Source organism: Pseudomonas medicaginis (assembly GCF_965119365.1).
GTDB lineage: Bacteria > Pseudomonadota > Gammaproteobacteria > Pseudomonadales > Pseudomonadaceae > Aquipseudomonas.
The window spans coordinates 515,673-535,099 of record NZ_OZ221631.1 but is presented as its reverse complement, the minus strand read 5'-3'; the positions used below and the strand labels follow the sequence as shown (position 1 = coordinate 535,099).

General features: G+C 62.9%; 15 protein-coding genes. 6 read left to right on the top strand and 9 right to left on the bottom strand.

Annotated elements, in window-relative coordinates:
- The first annotated feature begins 14 nt into the window (after window positions 1–14).
- Complete coding sequence (gene ptsP, locus ACMTA2_RS02325; RefSeq protein ID WP_413793551.1) at window positions 15–2,294, top strand: phosphoenolpyruvate--protein phosphotransferase; 2,280 nt, start codon at window positions 15–17, stop codon at window positions 2,292–2,294.
- Between the two features lie 132 nt (window positions 2,295–2,426).
- Here ptsP and ACMTA2_RS02320 read toward each other — a convergent pair whose 3' ends face one another.
- Window positions 2,427–3,173, bottom strand: a complete 747-nt coding sequence (locus ACMTA2_RS02320) for an NRDE family protein (protein ID WP_413793550.1) — start codon at window positions 3,171–3,173, stop codon at window positions 2,427–2,429.
- 306 nt (window positions 3,174–3,479) lie between these two features.
- Here ACMTA2_RS02320 and ACMTA2_RS02315 point away from each other — a divergent pair, with 306 nt between their 5' ends.
- From ACMTA2_RS02315 to ACMTA2_RS02305, 3 genes are all read left to right on the top strand, one after another.
- Window positions 3,480–4,262: a sulfite exporter TauE/SafE family protein gene (locus ACMTA2_RS02315; protein WP_413793549.1), complete on the top strand. Its 783-nt coding sequence runs from the start codon at window positions 3,480–3,482 to the stop codon at window positions 4,260–4,262.
- Window positions 4,263–4,330: 68 nt separating this feature from the next.
- Window positions 4,331–5,140, top strand: coding sequence for a prolipoprotein diacylglyceryl transferase (gene lgt / locus ACMTA2_RS02310; RefSeq protein ID WP_039592606.1), 810 nt, complete (start codon window positions 4,331–4,333; stop codon window positions 5,138–5,140).
- 48 nt (window positions 5,141–5,188) lie between these two features.
- Window positions 5,189–6,160, top strand: coding sequence for a thymidylate synthase (locus ACMTA2_RS02305; protein WP_413793548.1), 972 nt, complete (start codon window positions 5,189–5,191; stop codon window positions 6,158–6,160).
- A 147-nt stretch (window positions 6,161–6,307) separates the two neighbouring features.
- Here ACMTA2_RS02305 and cadR read toward each other — a convergent pair whose 3' ends face one another.
- Window positions 6,308–6,754 carry a Cd(II)/Pb(II)-responsive transcriptional regulator gene (gene cadR, locus ACMTA2_RS02300; RefSeq protein WP_413793547.1) on the bottom strand — a complete coding sequence of 149 codons (447 nt, stop codon included), beginning with the start codon at window positions 6,752–6,754 and terminating at the stop codon, window positions 6,308–6,310.
- Between the two features lie 86 nt (window positions 6,755–6,840).
- On the opposite strand from cadR, the gene ACMTA2_RS02295 reads away from it, so the two are divergent.
- Complete coding sequence (locus ACMTA2_RS02295) at window positions 6,841–9,057, top strand: heavy metal translocating P-type ATPase (RefSeq protein WP_413793546.1); 2,217 nt, start codon at window positions 6,841–6,843, stop codon at window positions 9,055–9,057.
- Window positions 9,058–9,243: 186 nt separating this feature from the next.
- On the opposite strand, the gene ACMTA2_RS02290 is transcribed toward ACMTA2_RS02295, so the two are convergent.
- Genes ACMTA2_RS02290 through ACMTA2_RS02280 form a run of 3 tightly spaced genes read right to left on the bottom strand, consistent with a single transcriptional unit; the run spans window position 9,244 to window position 14,452 of the window.
- A complete protein-coding gene (locus tag ACMTA2_RS02290) occupies window positions 9,244–12,291 on the bottom strand; it encodes an efflux RND transporter permease subunit (RefSeq protein ID WP_413793545.1) in 3,048 nt (1,015 codons plus the stop codon).
- Window positions 12,288–13,352 (bottom strand): efflux RND transporter periplasmic adaptor subunit, encoded by a 1,065-nt coding sequence (locus ACMTA2_RS02285; RefSeq protein ID WP_413793544.1) that lies wholly within the window; start codon window positions 13,350–13,352, stop codon window positions 12,288–12,290. The genes ACMTA2_RS02290 and ACMTA2_RS02285 overlap by 4 nt, the downstream gene beginning before the upstream one ends.
- Complete coding sequence (locus tag ACMTA2_RS02280) at window positions 13,349–14,452, bottom strand: efflux RND transporter periplasmic adaptor subunit (RefSeq protein WP_413793543.1); 1,104 nt, start codon at window positions 14,450–14,452, stop codon at window positions 13,349–13,351. The genes ACMTA2_RS02285 and ACMTA2_RS02280 overlap by 4 nt, the downstream gene beginning before the upstream one ends.
- A 122-nt stretch (window positions 14,453–14,574) precedes the next feature.
- Here ACMTA2_RS02280 and ACMTA2_RS02275 point away from each other — a divergent pair, with 122 nt between their 5' ends.
- Window positions 14,575–15,735 (top strand): AAA family ATPase, encoded by a 1,161-nt coding sequence (locus ACMTA2_RS02275; protein ID WP_413793542.1) that lies wholly within the window; start codon window positions 14,575–14,577, stop codon window positions 15,733–15,735.
- Between the two features lie 446 nt (window positions 15,736–16,181).
- Here the strand turns inward: ACMTA2_RS02275 and ACMTA2_RS02270 are convergent, their stop codons facing one another.
- The 4 genes from ACMTA2_RS02270 to ACMTA2_RS02255 form a co-directional block, all read right to left on the bottom strand.
- Complete coding sequence (locus tag ACMTA2_RS02270) at window positions 16,182–16,964, bottom strand: MetQ/NlpA family ABC transporter substrate-binding protein (protein WP_413793541.1); 783 nt, start codon at window positions 16,962–16,964, stop codon at window positions 16,182–16,184.
- Between the two features lie 314 nt (window positions 16,965–17,278).
- Complete coding sequence (locus tag ACMTA2_RS02265; RefSeq protein ID WP_413793540.1) at window positions 17,279–18,214, bottom strand: sigma 54-interacting transcriptional regulator; 936 nt, start codon at window positions 18,212–18,214, stop codon at window positions 17,279–17,281.
- 47 nt (window positions 18,215–18,261) lie between these two features.
- Window positions 18,262–18,843: an alpha/beta hydrolase gene (locus tag ACMTA2_RS02260; RefSeq protein WP_413793539.1), complete on the bottom strand. Its 582-nt coding sequence runs from the start codon at window positions 18,841–18,843 to the stop codon at window positions 18,262–18,264.
- A 213-nt stretch (window positions 18,844–19,056) separates the two neighbouring features.
- The gene (locus ACMTA2_RS02255; RefSeq protein WP_413793538.1) at window positions 19,057–19,302 is read right to left on the bottom strand and encodes a DUF2789 domain-containing protein; all 246 of its coding nucleotides are present in this window, start codon (window positions 19,300–19,302) and stop codon (window positions 19,057–19,059) included.
- Window positions 19,303–19,427: the final 125 nt, after the last annotated feature.

The following is a 19,427-nucleotide window of genomic DNA, read 5'->3' as shown; positions in this document are numbered from 1 at the left end:
TTCGACCCCGAGCCATGCTCAATACGCTGCGCAAGATCGTCCAGGAAGTTAACTCCGCCAAGGATCTCAAGGCGGCGTTGGGGATTATTGTATTGCGCGTCAAAGAGGCCATGGGCAGCCAGGTCTGCTCGGTCTACCTGCTGGACCCCGAGACCAATCGTTTCGTGCTGATGGCCACCGAGGGCTTGAACAAGCGCTCCATTGGCAAAGTCAGCATGGCCCCCAATGAAGGCCTGGTCGGTCTGGTCGGCACGCGCGAAGAACCCCTGAACCTCGAAAACGCCGCGGATCACCCGCGCTATCGCTACTTTGCCGAAACAGGCGAAGAGCGCTATGCCTCGTTCCTTGGCGCACCGATCATCCACCACCGCCGCGTCGTCGGTGTGTTGGTCATCCAGCAAAAAGAGCGCCGTCAGTTCGACGAGGGGGAAGAAGCCTTCCTCGTGACCATGAGCGCACAACTGGCCGGGGTTATCGCCCATGCCGAGGCCACCGGCTCGATCAGCGGCCTGGGCCGCCAGGGCAAGGGCATCCAGGAAGCCAAGTTCGTCGGCGTGCCGGGGTCGCCAGGTGCGGCAGTGGGCACGGCGGTGGTCATGTTGCCGCCCGCCGACCTCGATGTGGTACCAGACAAGACCATCACCGACATCAACGCTGAACTGGGCCTGTTCAAGACCGCCATCGAAGGTGTTCGCGCCGATATGCGTGCCCTGTCGGCCAAGCTGGCGACGCAGCTGCGCCCTGAAGAGCGTGCGCTGTTCGACGTTTACCTGATGATGCTCGACGATGCCTCCCTGGGCAGCGAAGTGACCACCATCATCAAGACCGGGCAGTGGGCCCAGGGCGCGCTGCGCCAGGTGGTGACCGACCACGTCAACCGCTTCGAACTGATGGACGACGCCTACCTGCGCGAGCGCGCCTCGGACGTCAAGGACCTGGGCCGGCGCTTGCTGGCGTACTTGCAACAGGAGCGCCAGCAGACCCTGGTCTACCCCGACAACACCATCCTGGTCAGCGAAGAGCTGACCCCGGCCATGCTCGGCGAAGTGCCCGAAGGCAAGCTGGCGGGGCTGGTCTCGGTATTGGGTTCGGGCAACTCCCACGTGGCGATCCTGGCCCGGGCCATGGGTATCCCGACGGTCATGGGCGTGGTGGACCTGCCGTACTCCAAGGTCGACGGCATCCAGATGATCGTCGATGGCTACCACGGCGAGGTCTACACCAACCCCAGCGATGTGCTGCGCAAGCAGTTTGCCGATGTGGTGGAGGAAGAAAAACAACTGTCCCTGGGCCTGGATGCGCTGCGGGACCTGCCCTGCGTGACCCTCGACGGCCACCGCATGCCCTTGTGGGTCAACACCGGCCTGCTGGCCGACGTGGCCCGGGCGCAGAAGCGCGGGGCCGAGGGTGTGGGCCTGTATCGCACCGAAGTGCCGTTCATGATCAACCAGCGCTTCCCCAGCGAAAAGGAACAACTGGCGATCTACCGCGAACAACTGGCCGCGTTCCACCCGCAACCGGTGACCATGCGCAGCCTGGACATCGGCGGCGACAAGTCCCTGTCCTACTTCCCTATCAAGGAAGACAACCCGTTCCTCGGCTGGCGCGGCATCCGCGTAACGCTCGACCACCCGGAGATCTTCCTGGTCCAGGCTCGCGCCATGCTCAAGGCCAGCGAGGGCCTGAACAACCTGCGCATCCTGTTGCCAATGATCTCCGGCACCCATGAACTGGAAGAAGCCCTGCACCTGATCCACCGGGCCTGGGGCGAAGTCCGCGACGAAGGCACCGACGTGCCGATGCCGCCGGTGGGGGTGATGATCGAGATCCCGGCCGCGGTGTACCAGACCAAGGAGTTGGCGCGCCAGGTGGATTTCCTGTCGGTGGGCTCCAACGACCTGACCCAGTACCTGCTGGCCGTGGACCGTAACAACCCACGGGTCGCGGACCTGTACGACTACCTGCACCCGGCGGTGTTGCAAGCCTTGCAGAACGTGGTCCGTGACGCCCATGCCGAAGGCAAGCCGGTGAGCATCTGCGGCGAAATGGCCGGCGATCCCGCGGCCGCGGTGCTGCTGATGGCGATGGGCTTCGACAGCCTGTCGATGAACGCCACCAACCTGCCGAAAGTGAAGTGGATGCTGCGCCAGATCAACCTCAGCAAGGCCCAGGAACTGCTGGCGGAAGTGATGACCATCGACAACCCGCAAGTGATCCACAGTTCCCTGCAACTGGCGTTGAAGAACCTGGGGTTGGCGCGGATGATCAATCCGGCGTCGAACAAGACGCTCTGATCCTGCGGCGCCCCTATCGCGAGCAAGCTCGCTCCCACAGTGGATCTCGGTGGTTCACAAAATTTGTGTTCACTGACGTTCGACTGTGGGAGCGAGCTTGCTCGCGATAAGGCCAGCAATGACACAGCAAAACTAAGCCCTGACCTCCACCTCCCCCAGATGCCCCCCATGGGGGCCGAAGCTGCGTTCGACCAGGTGTCGCGTTCCATCGGCATGGACGATCAACGCCGTGCTCGCCCGCGTCCCGTAGGCCGGGCTGGCGATGAACACACTCGAGAGCAGCATCTCGGTCGCCAGGCCCACGCCCGTGTCTGGCAGTTCCGCCACCGGCGCGGGTTGTGGGTCGTTCAGCAGTGCCAACAAGGCCTGGGGCTGCGGATCGTCCAGCACCTCGCCCAGGGCCGCCCGGGCCTTGAGCAATTTGGGCCATGGCGTGTTCAGCCCAGCGTTCGACAAACCATAGACACCCTCGGCCAGCCGCTGGGGCTGGTTATCTCGGGCATTGTGGTGCCACAGCTCGGTGCCATCGCCGAGCAGCAGGTTGAAGCCACCATACTCGTTCGCGCGGGGCACGATTTCGCTGAGGTAATCGGCAATCGACAGATTCCCGGTCAAGAACCGAGCTACCAGCTCACCGCGCGACTTGAAGGCCGGCAACTGGCCCGGGTCACGGATGTTGGTCAGGGCGGCAAACCGACCGTCGGCGCCAATGCCGAGCCAGGTACCACCGGCCTCCAGATCACGCCCGGCATGGATATGGGGCGCGTCGGGCCATTGGGCCAGGGGCAAGGTCGGCCGGGCGTAGAACTCGTCGCGGTTGGCCGCCACGATCAGCGGCCGGGCGTGGCCGGGTCGCCAGGCAAATACGATCAGGCACATCAGGTCGTCCTGTTAAAAGAATGAACCAAACACTCCACCTCTGTGGCGAGGGGATTTATTCCCGCTGGCTGCGAAGCAGCCCCAAAACTATCGAATCAATCAACCTGGCAAATCCGGCTGTCAGGTTTTCAGGGCTGCTTCGCAGCCCAACGGGGATAAATCCCCTCGCCACAGAGGTTCCGCTGCGAAGCAGCCAAGGATCACTCTACCCACACATCGCCCCGGCATCCATCGCCTTCAGTGGAGCCCTGGGCCCTGGATCCGTTACCATGCCGCTCTTATTTCGGGGATGGGCGGGAGAGGCTGGTGGAATTTGTGCTCTATCTGCTGCTCGGCGCCTGCGCCGGCGTGCTGGCCGGGTTGTTCGGCGTGGGGGGCGGGATCATCATCGTCCCGGTGCTGGTGTTCAGTTTCACCCTGCAGGGCTTCGACCCGCAGGTGTTGACGCACCTGGCCGTCGGCACGTCCCTGGCGTCGATCATCTTCACCTCGGTCAATGCCGTACGCGAGCATCAGCGCAAAGGCGCGGTGCGCTGGCCGGTGTTCGCCTGGATGACCGTGGGCATCCTGATCGGTGCCGGTTTTGGCGCAATCACCGCCGAAGCGATTTCCGGCCCGCACCTGCAAAAGATCATTGGCGTGTTCGCCTTGATCGTTGCCGTGCAACTGGCTCTGGACGTCAAGCCCAAGGCCAGTCGCACCGTACCGGGCAAGGCCGGGTTGACCGTGGCCGGCACGGTGATCGGCTGGGCCTCGGCGATTTTCGGCATCGGTGGCGGTTCGCTGACCGTGCCGTTCCTGACTTGGCGCAGCGTGCCGATGCAGCAAGCGGTCGCGACCTCATCGGCCTGCGGACTGCCCATCGCCGTGGTCAGTGCATTAAGTTTCATGATTCTGGGCTGGCACGATCCGCTGCTGCCGGCCCATAGTCTCGGTTTTGTGTATTTGCCGGCGCTGCTGGGCATCGCCTTGACCAGCATGGTCTTCGCCCGTTTCGGTGCGCGGCTGTCCCATCGCCTGTCACCGCGCTTGCTCAAGCGGTTGTTCGCCGCCTTGCTATTCTGCGTTGGCTTGAGTTTTCTGTTCTGACGCAATCCTGGCTTAATCCCGAGGTGACAGGGTCGCCCGGGTATTTTTGACGTTTACGAGGAATATCAATGCTGCCTTACCCGCAGATCGATCCGGTTGCCTTGGCCATCGGCCCGCTGAAAATCCACTGGTACGGCCTGATGTACCTGATCGGCATCGGCGGTGCCTGGCTGCTGGCGTCGCGCCGACTCAACCGCTTCGACCCGACCTGGAACAAGGAAAAGCTCTCCGACCTGGTGTTCTGGTTGTCCATGGGCGTGATCGTCGGCGGACGCCTGGGCTACGTGCTGTTCTACGACCTGAGCGCCTACCTGGCCAACCCGACGCTGATCTTCGAAGTCTGGAAGGGCGGCATGTCGTTCCACGGTGGGTTCATCGGCGTGATGCTGGCGGCGTTGTGGTTCGGCAAGCGCAACAACAAGTCGTTTTTCGAGCTGATGGATTTCGTCGCCCCGATGGTGCCGATCGGCCTGGGCGCCGGGCGCATTGGCAACTTCATCAACGCCGAGTTGTGGGGCAAGCCGACCGACGTGCCGTGGGCGATGATCTTCCCGCCGTTCAGCGACCCGGCGCAATTGCCGCGCCACCCGTCGCAGTTGTACCAATTCGCCCTCGAGGGCGTGGCATTGTTCCTGATCCTCTGGCTGTTCTCGCGCAAACCGCGGCCGACCATGGCGGTGTCGGGCATGTTCGCGCTGTTCTACGGGATCTTCCGTTTCATCGTCGAATTCGTCCGCGTCCCGGACGCCCAGCTGGGCTATCTGGCGTGGAACTGGCTGACCATGGGCCAGGTGCTGTGCCTGCCGATGATCATCGGTGGCCTGGCGCTGATCTGGCTGGCTTATCATCGCGCGCCGGCTGCGGCGGCCAAGGTTTAAATTCGAACCCCGGGGCGCAGGCCTCGGGTTCAAGGACACAGGTAACCCATGAAGCAATATCTCGATCTGGTGGCCCACGTCATCAAGAACGGCACCAAGCAAGCCAACCGCACCGGCGTGAACACCATCAGTTTCCCCGGCGCCATGCTGCGCTATGACCTGAAGGACGGGTTCCCGGCCATCACCACCCGCAAGATGGCCTTCAAATCGGCCATCGGCGAGATGTGCGGTTTTCTTCGTGGCGTGAACAATGCCGCCGAATTTCGAGCCCTGGGCTGCAAGGTCTGGGACCAGAACGCCAACGAAAATGCCCAATGGCTAGCCAACCCGTTCCGCCAGGGCGATGACGACCTGGGCGAAATCTACGGCGTGCAATGGCGCAAGTGGCCGGCCTACAAGCAGATCCCGGTGAGCAACCCGGCAGCCATCGAGCAGACCCTGGCCCAGGGTTACCGGCAGATCGCCGAAGGCGAAGAAAACGGCCAGGCCTACGTGGTGCTGTACAAGGCCATCGACCAGGTTCGCCAGTGCGTCGACACCATCATCAAGGACCCGGGCAGCCGGCGCATCCTGTTCCACGGCTGGAACTGCGCCCAGCTCGATGAGATGGCCCTGCCGCCGTGCCACCTGCTCTACCAGTTCCACCCCAATGTCGAGACCAGGGAAATTTCCCTGACCCTCTACATCCGTTCCAACGACCTGGGGCTGGGTACGCCGTTCAACCTCACCGAAGGCGCCGCGCTGCTGAGCCTGATCGGTCGCCTGACCGGCTACACGCCGCGCTGGTTCACCTATTTCATCGGCGATGCCCACGTCTACGAAAATCACCTGGACATGCTCAACGAACAACTCACCCGCGAGCCGTTCCCGATGCCAAGGCTGGTGATTTCCGAGCGCGTGCCGGAGTTTGCCAAGACCGGCGTGTACCAGCCCGAGTGGCTGGAGTTGGTCGAACCGAGCGACTTCTCCCTGGAAGGCTACCAGCACCATGCCCCAATGACCGCGCCGATGGCCGTCTAAGCCACACCACAATCCCCTGTGGGAGCGAGCTTGCTCGCGATGAGGCCCTTACATTCAACATAGAGGTTGACTGCTGAGCCGCTATCGCGAGCAAGCTCGCTCCCACATTGGATCTCCATGGGGTCAAGATCAGTGGGCAAGGGCACCTCAATGCCCGTGACTGCGCCCCACATGCGAAGGCTCCGCCTCCGGCACCACCGCCCCACTGATTTCCAGCCGCTGCAAGATGCCACATTGCTCCAGGTCCGGCCCTTCGCCACAGCGATGGCGCAGGTCGATCAGTTGTGCCTGCAAGGCCAGCAGGCCATCGATGCGCGCCTTGACGTGGTGGATGTGTTCATCGATCAGCGCATTGACGCTTTCGCATTGGTCCTGGGGGCTGTCGCGCAGGGCCAGCAGGCTGCGGATTTCTTCCAGGGTCATGTCCAGGGTGCGGCAGTTGCGGATGAACGTCAGCCGCTCGGCATGGGCCTGGGTGTAGACGCGGTAATTGCCGTCGCTGCGGGCCGGTTCCGGCAGCAAGCCTTCGCGCTCGTAGTAGCGGATGGTTTCGACCTGGCAGTCAGTGATTTTCGCCAGTTCTCCGATCTTCATGATGCGGCCTCCCAAATAGGTGCTTGACCCTATAGTGGCTACAGGGTCTTTACTGCGCAACAGGCACTTTTCATGGACGTCACCCAATGAGCGATTCCCTTCACATCCATAAGCCCGCCCATGGCCACGACCACGGGCATTCCTGCTGCGCCTCGAAAGCCGCGCCGTCGGTGGTCAACCTCGGCAAAACGCCGACGGACGGTGCGCGGCTGAGCAGTTTCCGCATCGAAGCCATGGACTGCCCCACCGAGCAGACACTGATCCAGAACAAGCTCGGCAAGCTCGAAGGCGTGCAGCGACTGGAATTCAACCTGATCAACCGTGTGCTGGGCGTGACCCACGATTTACCCAGCGACGCGCCGATCATCAAGGCCATCGAATCCCTAGGAATGCAGGCCGAGCCGCTGATCGCGGGCCAGAAACCGGAAACCAACGACCTGCCCGCCCCGGCCAAGCCTTGGTGGCCGCTGGCGCTATCCGGGGTAACGGCCGTGGGCGCAGAAGCGATCCACTTCACCAGCGCCGCGCCAGACTGGGTGGTCGCGTTAGTGGCACTGGTGTCGATCCTCAGCGGTGGCCTGGGCACGTACAAGAAGGGCTGGATCGCCCTGAAGAACCGTAACCTGAACATCAATGCGCTGATGAGCATCGCCGTGACCGGTGCCGTGCTGATCGGCCAATGGCCCGAGGCGGCCATGGTGATGTTCCTGTTCACCGTGGCCGAGTTGATCGAAGCCAAATCCCTCGACCGGGCGCGTCACGCTATCAGCGGCCTGATGCAAATGGCCCCGGAACAAGCCACCGTGCAACAAGCCGATGGCACTTGGCTGGAGCAGGCGGTGAAGGCCATTGCCCTCGGTGCGCGGGTGCGGGTGCGTCCGGGCGAACGCGTTGGCCTGGACGGTGACGTGGTCGCTGGCCGCTCGACCGTTGACCAGGCACCGATCACCGGCGAAAGCCTGCCGGTGGAAAAAACCGTGGGCGACAAGGTGTTCGCCGGCACCATCAACCAGGCCGGCGAGCTGGAATACACCGTGACCGCAGCGGCCGATCATTCCACCCTGGCGCGGATCATCCATGCCGTGGAGCAAGCCCAGGGCGCCCGCGCGCCGACCCAGCGCTTCGTCGATCAGTTCTCGAAAATCTACACCCCGGCGGTGTTTGCCCTGGCCCTGGCAGTCGCCATCATCCCACCGCTGTTCATGGGCGCGGTGTGGTTCGATTGGATCTACCGGGCGCTGGTGCTGCTGGTGGTCGCTTGCCCGTGCGCACTGGTGATATCCACCCCCGTGACCATCGTCAGCGGCCTCGCTGCCGCTGCGCGCAAAGGCATCCTGGTCAAGGGCGGCGTGTACCTGGAAGGTGGCTACAAGCTCGACTACCTGGCCCTGGACAAGACCGGCACGCTCACCCATGGCAAGCCGGTGCAAACCGACTATGTGGCGCTGGCCCCGAGCGTGGAAACCACTGCTCCGGCCCTGGCCGCCAGCCTCGCCGCCCGCTCCGACCACCCGGTTTCCCGGGCGATTGCCAACGCGGCTGTGGATAAGCAGCTGACACAGCAGGTTGTGGACTTCGAGGCGCTTGCCGGGCGCGGCGTGCGCGGCGACATCGGCGGGCATACTTATCACCTGGGCAATCACCGCCTCGTGGAAGACCTCGGCCTGTGCTCCCCCGAACTGGAAGAGAAACTCTTCGCCCTGGAAAAACAAGGCAAGTCGGTGGTGCTGCTGCTCGACGCTACAGGCCCCTTGGCGCTGTTTGCCGTGGCCGACACTGTGAAGGACTCCAGCCGCGAAGCCATCCGGCAACTGCATGACCTGGGCATCAAGACCTTGATGCTCACCGGCGACAACGCCCACACCGCCGACGCGATTGCCGCGCAGGTGGGCATAGACCAGGCTCGGGGCGACCTGTTGCCCGAAGACAAGCTGCAAGCCATTGAAGCGTTGTACGCCCAGGGTCACCGCGTCGGCATGGTGGGCGACGGAATAAACGATGCTCCGGCCCTGGCCCGCTCGGAAATCGGTTTCGCCATGGCGGCGGCCGGGACCGATACAGCCATTGAAACGGCCGATGTCGCCTTGATGGACGATGACCTGCGCAAGATTCCGGCGTTCATTCACCTGTCGCGGCAGACTTCAAGCATCCTCAAGCAGAACATCGCCCTGGCGCTGGTCATCAAGGCGATCTTTCTCGGGGTCACCTTCGCCGGGTTCGCCACCATGTGGATGGCGGTGTTCGCCGACATGGGGGTGAGTTTGCTGGTGGTGTTCAATGGGTTGCGGTTGTTGCGTAAATAAAGAGCGCTGGCGCTGATCTTGCGGCCGGCACATTACACCTTGTGGCGAGGGGATTTATCCCCGCTGGGCTGCGCAGCAGCCCCCAAAAGCAGCCAACCCGGTATGTCAGGTTAATGGGGTTGTCCTTTGAGGGGGCTGCTGAGCAGCCCAGCGGGGATAAATCCCCTCGCCACATGTGCCCATGTTTCAATCGCGCTTGGGCTCGCGGATCTTGTACCAGGCCACATACAACGCCGGCAGGAAAAGCAGCGTCAGCAGGGTGGCAATGATGATCCCGCCGATCATCGCGTAGGCCATCGGCCCCCAGAACACTTCCCGGGCAATCGGGATCATGCCCAGGCTCGCCGCGGCCGCCGTGAGCAGGATCGGCCGACGCCGGTGCTCGGTGGCTTCCACCACCGCATCCCAGGGCTCGTAGCCGTCACGTTCGTATTCATCGATCTGGGTCACCAGGATCACCGAGTTGCGGATGATGATGCCGATCAAGGCGAGGATCCCGAGGATCGCCACGAAGCCCATGGGCGTGCCCGTCGGCACCAGCGCCAGCACCACGCCGATCAACCCGAGGGGCGCGACGCTCGCCACCAGGAACAGTTTCTGCACGCTGTGCAGTTGAATCATCAGGAAGGTCGCCATCAGGAACAGCATCAGCGGCACGACGCTGGCGATCGGCCCTTGGGCCTTGCTGCTCTCCTCCACCGTACCGCCCGTGGCGACCTTGTAGCCCACCGGCAGGCCAGCGGCGAACTTGTCGATGGCCGGTTGCAGTTGCTTGACCAGGTCGGTGGGCTGGATCTCATCGCGCACCGCAGCCTTGATGGTGATGGTCGGTTTGCGGTCACGACGCCACACCAAGGGCTGCTCCAGCTCATAACGCACCGTGGCGAACGCCAGCAACGGAATCGAGGTGCCGCCCGGGGTGACGATCTGCAGGTTCTGCAGGGTCTCCGGCGAACCGCGCTCGGCGTCTTCGGCACGGCCGACCACATCGATCAGGTAGATATCGTCGTTGACCTGGGTCACCGGCGAGCCACTGACGATGCTGTTCATCAGCCTGGCCACGTCATCGGACGACAAGCCCAATTGCCGGGCCTTGTCCTGGGCGATGTCGATGCGCAGCACTTTGCCCGGCTCGTTCCAGTCGTAAATGATTTCGCCGATGTGAGAATTCTTGTCCAGCTCGGTGGCCAGCTCGATGGCGTGCTTGCGCACCTGGTCGACGTCCTTGCCGCTGACCCGGTACTGGATCGGCCGGCCCACCGGCGGGCCCATTTCCAGGGCCTGCACGTAGCTGCCGATGCCGACGAAGTCCTCGCGCAAACGCTTTTGCAGGCGTTCCGTAAGGGCGGTACGCGACTCCAGGCCTTTGCTGACGATCACCAGTTGGGCGTAGTAGGGGTTCTGCAGTTGCTGGTCCAGCGGCAGGTAGAAACGAATCGCGCCTTCACCGATGTAGGTGCTCCAGCGCGCAATGTCCGGGTCGTCCTTGAGCGTCGCCTCCAGGCGGTCGACGGCTTTGCGCGTCTCGTCCATCGAGGCGTTTTGCGGCAAGTTTAGGTCCACCAGGATTTCCGGCCGGTCCGACGATGGAAAGAACTGGTTCTGCACGAAGCGCATGCAAAACACCGCCAGCACGAACAGCAATACAGTGATGCCAATCGCCCACCAACGGTTGCGCATCGCCCACAGCAGGCCGCCATTGAACGCCCGGCCGATCCGCCCCGGTTCGGCGTTGTGGGGTTTGACGTCGGTGCTGAGGATGTGCACGCCGATCACCGGGGCAAACAGCACCGCGACGATCCACGACACCAGCATCGCCACGGCGATGACTGCGAACAGGGTGAAGGTGTACTCACCGGCGGAGCTTGCATTCAGCCCGATGGGCACAAAACCGGCGACCGTCACCAGGGTTCCGGTGAGCATCGGGAACGCCGTCGAGGTATAGGCAAAAGTCGCGGCCTGTTCCTTGCTGTCGCCTTTTTCCAGGCGCGTGACCATCATCTCCACGGTGATCATCGCGTCGTCCACCAGCAGGCCAAGGGCGATGATCAACGCGCCGAGGGAAATCCGCTGCATGGTGATGCCGCTGTATTCCATGAACAGGAAGACCATCGCCAGTACCAGCGGAATCGAACAGGCCACCACCAGCCCGGCCCGTACGCCAAGGCTGATGAAGCTGACGACCAATACAATGATCACCGCCTCGAACAAGGCGCTGGTAAAGCCGCCGACCGCCTCTTCCACCACCTCGGCCTGGTCCGACACGGTGTGCACGCCAACGCCCACCGGCAGGTCGGCGGTCAGTTCGTTCATGCGCGCATGCAAGGCCTTACCGAACTCCTGAATGTTGCCGCCCTTCTTCATGGCGATGGCCAGCCCAATGGCCGGCGTACCGTTGAAGCGGAACATCGGTGTGGCCGGATCCACGTAGCCGCGACGAATGTCGGCGATATCAGCCAGTCGATAGAAGCGGTCGTTAAGTCGCAGATTGACGTTGGCCAAGTCTTTTTCCGACTGGAACTGCCCGGACGTGCGCACGGAAATCCGTTCCGGCCCGGCGTCGATCACCCCGGCAGGCGTCACGGCATTCTGCGATTGCAGGCTCTGCACCACCTGGCGCTGGTCGATCCCCAGGGCGGCGAGCTTGCGTGTGGAGAAGTTCAGGTACAACACCTCGTCCTGCTCGCCCACCATCTCCACCTTGCCCAGGCCCGGTACATCACGGATCTCGGCGCGCACCTGCTCCACGTAGTCGCGCAACTGGCGCATCGACAGACCGTCGCCGGTGAAGGCGTACACCGAACCGTAGACATCGCCGAACTCGTCGTTGAAACCAGGTCCTTGCAAGCCTTCGGGGAAGTCGCCACGAATGTCGTTGATCTTCTTGCGCACCTGGTACCAGATCTCGGGGATTTCCTTGGCCCCGGTGGTATCGCGCAGGTACACGAACACCGTCGACTCGCCCGGGCGGGTGTAGCTTTTGACGTAATCGAGGGAATCGAGCTCTTCGAGTTTTTTCTCGATGCGGTCGGTGACCTGCTTGAGGGTCTCTTCCTGGGTCGCGCCCGGCCAGCGGCTCTGGATAATCATGGTCTTGATGGTGAACGACGGATCCTCCTCCCGCCCCAGGTTCATGTAGGAGAACACGCCCATCAACAGCGCCACGAACATCAGGTACCAGACGAACGACTGATGCCGCAGGGCCCATTCGGATAAGTTGAAAGGCCCTTTCATCGTGCGTCCTCGTCGAGTTTCACTTTCTGCCCCGGCGTGAGGCTGTTCACGCCGGCGCTGACCACGCGGTCGCCGGCCTTGATGCCATTGGCCACCAGCACCGAGTCATTCGAGCGCTTGAGGATCCGTACCTCGCGGGGCGAGACCGTCTGGTTCTGCGGGTCGATGAGCCAGATGCGCGCCTTGCCGTCGACCTCTTGCAGGGCGCTGAGCGGCAGCTCGATGCGCGGTTCGATGGCTGAACTCAGGGTCACGCTGATGGCCGTGCCCAGGCGAAAACCCGGCGGTGTGTCGCTCAGCGTCAGGCGTGCGCGGCGGGTGCGGGTAGCGCTCTGGGCTTGGGGTTCGATCTCGCGCACGATAGCGGTGGTATGGAGGCTCGGGTCCATTTGCGCGGCGACTTCGAACACCACATCGGCGGGCAGCCGGTCGACGAGATCGGCCGGCAGGTCGATCACCGCTTCCTTGATGTCCGGGCGGGCCAGGGTCACCACCTGCTGGCCGGCGGTGACCACCTGCCCGGCTTCGGCATTCCAGGCCGTGACCACCGCATCGTGATCGGTGTGCAGCTCGCTGTAGTTGAGTTGGTCGCGAGCCTGCTGCACCGCCGCCTTGGCCTGTTCGAGGGAAGCGCCGGTGGTCTTCAGGTCGGTCTGGGCGATGTCCAGTTGCGCCTGAGCCCCGACGCCACGGTCGAACAATTGCTGCTGGCGACGGGCATTGGCCTGGGCGTTGATGTACTGCGCTTCGATCCGCGCCAGGTCGCCCTGGGCGGCGCGCAACTGGTTCTGCTGGTCAGTGGGGTCGAGCGTGGCGAGCAGGTCGCCCTTCTTCACTTCGGCGCCGACATCGACATTGCGACTGGCGATGCGTCCTGGCACGCGGAAACCCACGTTGCTCTCGAAGCGCGCCTGGATGTTCCCGGCGAACCGTCCGAGCGCCTGCTGGTCGAGGGCCCGGACCTCAACGGACAACACCGGACGCACCGGTTCGGGCGGTGCTTCCTCCTTGGAACAGGCGGCCAACAAGAGACCGGCCGAGACCATCCACAAACGCTTCATGGCTGGGCTCCCGGCGTGGATTTTTCATAGGTGTTTTCAGCGATCTCGACGCCTACGCCGGGGTGCAGCAATTGTCCGCCGGCGGTGACGACTTTCTCACCGCCCTTGAGGCCGTCGCTGATGATGACCTTGCCGGTCAGGTAGCGGCCGACCGTCACCGTCTGCAACCGCGCCTTGCCCTCGCCGTCCACCAGCCACACGGCCGGCTCACTGAGGTTCTTGGTGAGGGCCGACCAAGGCAGCTCGAAGGCCGTCTTGCCGGCGGACTTGGCCGTGGCACTGACCACCGACCCCAGGCGCATGCCTTCGGGCAAATCATTGAGGGTGACCTTGACCTGCACGGTGCCGGTCTGGGCAGACACCGCCGGGGTGATTTCCCGCACCGTGCCGGTGGTCTTGATGGCCGGGTTTTCCAGCAGACTGATGGTGATGGCTGGGTCCGACGGTGCTTCGCTCAACAACGATTCATAAATGTTGAACACCGCGTCGCGCTCGCCGTCCCGGGCCAGGCTGAAGATCGGCTCCGTGGCCTGCACCACCTGGCCGACTTCCGCCTGGCGCGCCGTGATGATGCCAGGGGCCTCGGCAACCAGCGCGGTGTAGCTCAGTTGCTCACGGGCGTTGGCCAATTGGGCCTGTGCGGCGGTCAGCGCACTCTGACTGCTGCGCAGTTGGGCCTGGGCCGCGTCGTATTCGCTCTGGCTGGTGTAGCCCTTGGGCAGGAGTTTCTGTTGGCGCACGAACGCCGCCGCACTCTGCTTGACCCGCGCCTGCTCGGCTGCCACCTGGGCCTCGGCGGAGTCGACGCTGGTCTGCAAGTCCCGGGGATCGAGGCGGGCCAGCACTTGCCGGGCCGAGACCCGGTCGCCGACATCGACCTTGCGCTCGATGATCTTGCCGCCCACGCGAAACGACAGATCGGCCTGCACCCGCGCCTGCACGTCGCCGGTCAGGGTCACCGAGGCGGCGTATTCACTGGGCACGGCTTGCTGCACGAACACCCGTGGCAAGGCTTTTTCCTCGGCCTTCTTATCACCGCACCCCGTCAACAACACACACACGCCCAAGCCAACAATCAATTTGATTCCGGGACCAGCCATGCAGACTCCTTTGCGTTGTACGGACGTACCAGTGACGATACGACTGTGAGCTTAGAACAGGGTTCACTGAAAGCACAGCAATCGGGCAGACTTGGCCCGACGTCCATGCAAAGGACATAGGCATGCTCAAGACATTGGCGGTGGCCAACTACCGCTCCATCAACAAACTGGTCATCCCCCTGGGACGGCTGAACCTGATCACCGGCCCCAACGGCAGCGGTAAATCCAATCTGTACCGCGCCCTGCGCCTGCTGGCAGAAACCGCACAGGGTGGGGTGGTCAACGCCCTGGCCCGCGAAGGTGGACTGGACTCCACCTTCTGGGCCGGGCCGGAGGAAATAAGCCGACGCATGCGCAGCGGCGAAGTGCCCATCGGTGCTACCGTTCGGCTCAGTACCAAACGCCTGCGCCTGGGATTCGCCGCACAAGACTTCAGCTATTCGATTGCCCTCGGCCTGCCGGAACCGAGTTCATCGGCGTTTTCACTGGACCCTGAAATCAAGCGCGAGTGCATCTGGGCCGGCCCGGTCTTTCGTCCCGCCAGCTTGCTGGTGGATCGCCACGGCCCGATGATCCGAGCCCGCGACGGCCGGACGTGGGACGTCCTGGCCCAGCACACGCCCACCTTCGACAGCCTGTTCGACCAGGTCGGCAGCCTGCGCACTTCACCGGAAGTGCTACAGATGCGCGAGTTCATTCGTCGCTGGCGTTTCTACGACCACTTTCGCAGCGACGCCGACGCCCCGGTGCGCCAGCCACAACTGGGCACCCGCACGCCGGTGCTGCACCATGACGGCCGCGACCTGGCCGCCGCCCTGCAGACCATTCTTGAAATCAGTGACGACCAAGCCCTGCATGCCGCCATCGGCGATGCGTTCCCGGGTGCCCGGCTGCAGATCGAGAAGCTGCAAGGTGGGCGTTTCGGCATCGCGTTTCACCAACATGGCTTGCTGCGCCCACTGTCCGCCGCCGAACTGTCGGACGGGACCTTGCGCTATCTACTGCTGATCGCGGCGCTGCTCACCCCGCGCCCACCTTCGCTGATGGTGCTCAACGAACCGGAAACCAGCCTGCACCCGGACCTGTTGCCGGCCCTGGCGCGGTTGATCATCCGGGCTTCGCAGGACTGTCAGGTCTGGGTGGTTTCCCACGCCCGACGCTTGATCACGGCCTTGCAGAAGGACGACGAGTGCAATTGCATCGTGCTGGAAAAAGACCTGGGACAGACCGGGATCGTGGGCCAGGGGATGCTGGATGCGCCGGCATGGAACTGGCCGGATTGACCGACAGTATTTGCACATGCCTTGCCGGAGGACTATGTTCCTTGCGCTGCAGGACAGGCCTGATCACCCGCCAAGGAAACGCAGCCAACTGCCAGGCGCTCTGGTGACACTCACAAGGAGAATTGAAATGGCCGACGTGAAAGCCCCGCAACAACTCGACCCGCAAGACCTGGTCAAACTGCTCGTGGCCCTGCGCCGAGCGCTGAAGGACAGGGCTGCGTAGCCCTGCAGGATCGACGATCCATTGTGGCGAGGGGATTGATCCCCGTCGGGCTGCGAGGCAGCCCCTATGCAACTGACCGCATCTGCCTGACACACCGCACCGACTGGCCTGGGGTCTGCTGCGCAGCCCAGCGGGGATAAATCCCCTCGCCACAGGCTATTCGGAGCCTGACACGTTTGTGGCGAGCACACTCCCTCGCCACAGACGCGTCGGCTTGGCTCGATCAGAACGCCGGCAATACCGCGCCGCTGTATTTCTTCTCGATGAACGCCTTCACTTCAGGGCTGGTCAGGGCCTTGGCCAGTTTCTGGATGGCCGGGCTGTCCTTGTTGTCCGGACGGGCCACCAGGAAGTTGACGTAAGGCGAATCCGAACCTTCGATCACCAGGGCATCCTTGGCCGGGTTAAGACCCGCTTCCAAAGCGTAGTTGGTGTTGATCAGGTCCAGGTCGACCTGGTCCAGCACCCGCGGCAGCATGGCCGATTCCAGTTCCTTGAACTTGAAGTTGTGCGGGTTCTTGGCGATGTCTTTCGGAGTCGCCAAAGCGTTTTTCGGGTCTTTCAACTCGATCAGGCCAGCCTTCTGAAGCAGGATCAGGGCACGGCCGCTGTTGCTGCCTTCGTTGGGAAGCGCGATGGTCGCGCCATTTGGCAGGTCCGCCAGGTTCTTGTACTTCTTCGAGTAGCCGCCGAATGGTTCGACGTGAACGCCGATCACGGTCACCAGGTTCGTGCCTTTGCCTTCGTTGAAGTTGGTCAGGTACGGCAGGGTCTGGAAGTAGTTGGCGTCCAGGCGCTTCTGGTCAACCTGTACGTTGGGTTGGACGTAGTCGGTGAAGACCTTGATTTCCAGGTCCACACCTTCTTTGGCCAGGGCCGGCTTGATCAGCTCGAGGATTTCAGCGTGGGGTACCGGGGTGGCGGCCACGACCAGTTTCTCCGCGGCCTGGGCCAGGCCCGAAGCCAGGGCCGCCGCCAATGCGGTGAACAACAGAACCTTTTTCATGCAGTGTCCTTATCGAGAATCACAGTCGTCATGGACGACGGCTAACGGTAGAAGTGCCAGTGAAGTGCTATCGCTGGCGTGATGCGGACGATACCGATATTTTTTATTCCTTAACAATATCTTTTATTCAAGTTCATATTCATTTTACTCATATAGCTAACACCGCTTTTGTGGCGAGGGGATTTATCCCCGCTGGGGCGCGAAGCGGCCCTAAATGCCGGCACCCGGTGTGTCAGGCAGATTGAGTTGATCGCTTAGGGGCTGCTTCGCAGCCCAGCGGGGATAAATCCCCTCGCCACGAGTTCCGGTGTTTTCTACAGCGTTTGTTCCAGTCGACTGAGCAGCACCTTGAGTGCGGCACGCTCACCTTCCGATCCACCTGCGATGACCTGCGCCACTTGCTGCTCGATCAGTTCAGGCACTGAAGGCTGGGGCGGTAAATTCAGGTGCTCGGGTAAAATCTCGTCACCGGTGCTCACCAGCAACGCAAAGTGAATGACATTTTCCAGCTCGCGGGTGTTGCCCGGCCAGCTGTGTTGCTCAAGGGCACCTTGCGCCGCTTCACTGATCAGCGGCACGGCCAGGCCGAGTCGCTGGCTGTAGATCCCCAGGAAATATTCGGCCAGGGACAGGATATCGCCCACCCGCTCACGCAGGGCCGGCAGTTCGAGCCGGCCTTCGCCCAGGTAGTGGTAGAGGCGTTCGTGGAATTTCCCAGCGGCCACAGCCTGCGCCAAGTCGATGCTGGTGGCCGCAACCAGGCGGACATCCACCGGACTGGGCTGATGGGCGCCGACGCGGGTGACTTCGTGGTTCTCCAGGGCCGCCAGCAACTTGATCTGGATCGGCAGCGGCAAATCGCCGATTTCATCCAGGTAAAGGGTGCCGCCATTGGCCGAACCGAACCAACCGGCCCGGCTGCTGGCCGAGCCGCTGTGGCTGCCAGCGGCATATCCGAACAGTTCGGCGTCGGCGTAAGTCGGGCTGATGGCACCGCAGTTGACCGAAACAAACAATCCGGCACGATCACTCTCGCGATGGATATGCCGGGCCAGCAACTCCTTGCCGCTACCGGTTTCTCCGCGTATCAGCACCGAAATTTCACGGGGCGCCAGTTGCTCCAACGCCTGGCGCAACTGGCGCGAACGGGGGTCGACGAACACCAGCGCCTTGGCGCGGATGCTCAGGGGGCTTTTTTCCGCATCGGGAAAGGTCAGCAAGGGCTGACCGAAGGTTTCATCCAAACTCATGGCAGGCTCCCGCCCCAGACCGCCGGGAGACGGGGGGCGCTTAACATTCAGGCGCGACGCAGGGCGTGATGCTCCATGCGGTTTTGCAGACGGTAGAGGTAAGCGAAACCCTGTTCCCAACGCTGGTGGCCGGACTGCACGTTGATATGCCCCGCCCCCGCCAGGATCCCGGCCTCGGCGCCCCAGTTGCGGGCCAGTTCCAAGGCGCGCGGGGCGCTCACGGCGGCGTCGTTGTCGGAGCTGACCACTAGGCTTGGGAACGGCAACAGGTCGCTGGGAATCGGCGCGAAGTTGCGCAGTGCCGGGACGCAGGCCGGTCGTTCGACATCGGCCGGCGCCACCAGCAACGCCCCGCGCACCTGCCGCAGGCAGTGCACCGGCGCGGTCGCCGCCCAATGGGCCACCGTGATGCAACCCAGGCTATGGGCAATCAGGATCACCGGGGTGTTATCGGCGGCCACGGCCTCGGCCAGCGCGGCCACCCAGTCTTCACGCCGGGGCGTCACCCAGTCGGCCTGCTCGACCCGGGCGCTGTTGGGCAGGCTGTTCTGCCAGTGGGTTTGCCAATGATTTTCCGGCGATCCTTGCCAGCCCGGCACAATCAGGTAGCGAATCGATTCGTTGCGCATGGGTGCTCTCCTGCGTGTCTGTTCCGGGACGAGTATAGGGAGGAGAGTTGTATTATTTAAGGAATAAGAAGCTATTTGGTAAGACTTAAAAAGAATATAAACTCAAACCTGTGAGAGCGAGCTTGCTCGCGATAGCGTCAGGTCCGTTACATCAATGTTGACTGACAGTCCGCCATCGCGAGCAAGCTCGCTCCCACAGGTATTGCGTCGATCTCACTCGCTACGCCCCTTGCGCAACAACACATCCAACTGGTCTATCACTTCCGCCCAGTCCGCATCCTCGAGGATCTCGTCGCGCAGCAATTGCTGTTGGGCCTCGTTCCAGAAGAATGCATCGGCCAGGTGCAAGTCGGGCTTGAGAGGCGAGTGGGTGACGATGAACTGATCGATGCTGACGGCATCGTCAGGCAGGCCCAGTTGCTTGAACAGGGCAGAAAGGCTGTGAATCGGCGTTTCCATGGGAGGCTCCGGGGCACTTCAGGGAATGGCTGTTCTCTTGGCAGTCTAGCCCCTCGCCGACCGCCAGACTGATCAAAATTCAATCAACCTCCGACTCGACTAGACTTTGAATAAACATCCCGACA

Bases quoted from the DNA above. Each gene is read 5' to 3' on its own strand.
- ptsP (WP_413793551.1), top strand. From the start codon at position 15: ATGCTCAATACGCTGCGCAAGATCGTCCAGGAAGTTAACTCCGCCAAG.
- ACMTA2_RS02320 (WP_413793550.1), bottom strand. From the start codon at position 3,173: ATGTGCCTGATCGTATTTGCCTGGCGACCCGGCCACGCCCGGCCGCTG.
- lgt (WP_039592606.1), top strand. From the start codon at position 4,331: ATGCTGCCTTACCCGCAGATCGATCCGGTTGCCTTGGCCATCGGCCCG.
- ACMTA2_RS02305 (WP_413793548.1), top strand. From the start codon at position 5,189: ATGAAGCAATATCTCGATCTGGTGGCCCACGTCATCAAGAACGGCACC.
- cadR (WP_413793547.1), bottom strand. From the start codon at position 6,754: ATGAAGATCGGAGAACTGGCGAAAATCACTGACTGCCAGGTCGAAACC.
- ACMTA2_RS02295 (WP_413793546.1), top strand. From the start codon at position 6,841: ATGAGCGATTCCCTTCACATCCATAAGCCCGCCCATGGCCACGACCAC.
- ACMTA2_RS02290 (WP_413793545.1), bottom strand. From the start codon at position 12,291: ATGAAAGGGCCTTTCAACTTATCCGAATGGGCCCTGCGGCATCAGTCG.
- ACMTA2_RS02285 (WP_413793544.1), bottom strand. From the start codon at position 13,352: ATGAAGCGTTTGTGGATGGTCTCGGCCGGTCTCTTGTTGGCCGCCTGT.
- ACMTA2_RS02280 (WP_413793543.1), bottom strand. From the start codon at position 14,452: ATGGCTGGTCCCGGAATCAAATTGATTGTTGGCTTGGGCGTGTGTGTG.
- ACMTA2_RS02275 (WP_413793542.1), top strand. From the start codon at position 14,575: ATGCTCAAGACATTGGCGGTGGCCAACTACCGCTCCATCAACAAACTG.
- ACMTA2_RS02270 (WP_413793541.1), bottom strand. From the start codon at position 16,964: ATGAAAAAGGTTCTGTTGTTCACCGCATTGGCGGCGGCCCTGGCTTCG.
- ACMTA2_RS02265 (WP_413793540.1), bottom strand. From the start codon at position 18,214: ATGAGTTTGGATGAAACCTTCGGTCAGCCCTTGCTGACCTTTCCCGAT.
- ACMTA2_RS02260 (WP_413793539.1), bottom strand. From the start codon at position 18,843: ATGCGCAACGAATCGATTCGCTACCTGATTGTGCCGGGCTGGCAAGGA.
- ACMTA2_RS02255 (WP_413793538.1), bottom strand. From the start codon at position 19,302: ATGGAAACGCCGATTCACAGCCTTTCTGCCCTGTTCAAGCAACTGGGC.